The sequence below is a fragment of the Neisseria sp. P0021.S006 genome, assembly GCF_051956895.1.
On record NZ_JBQCWZ010001263.1, the window covers coordinates 1 to 444 of the forward strand.

General features: G+C 55.2%; 1 protein-coding gene. It reads right to left on the bottom strand.

Annotation, left to right across the window (positions count from 1 at the left end; genetic code table 11):
- Positions 1-444, bottom strand: a 444-nt coding sequence (locus tag ACTHUM_RS19790) for a nucleoside deaminase (protein ID WP_440403981.1), incomplete at both ends; no start/stop codon positions are given.

Sequence of the window (444 nt, forward strand, 5' to 3'; positions counted from 1 at the left end):
GGCTTCGGTCGCACCATAAATCACGCGCCCGACCCGCGCCTGTATCAAGGCAGATGCGCACATGGAGCAAGGCTCTAATGTGATATACACGTCGCAGTCTGCCAAGCGATAGTTTTGCAAGGCCTTACCTGCGGCGGCAAGCGCATTAATTTCGGCGTGGTGGCTGACATTGTGGTCGCCAATGCAGGTATTGTGTGCCGCTGCGATTGCCTTACCTTGATATACGATGAGCGCGCCAACTGGTATCTCGCCCAAGGCCGCCGATTGTCTGGCCTGTTCTATCGCCAGCCGCATAAAGGTTTCCATATCGTTTTGCGAAGGGAAAACGGCAACAGGCGGATGGTTTTTCAAGGCCTCGCCCAGCTCCGTCTTTCTCTCCTCGGAAATATGCCGGACATCTACACCTGAAACCAGCGCAGCCAGTTGCCACAAGGTGCTTTTGGT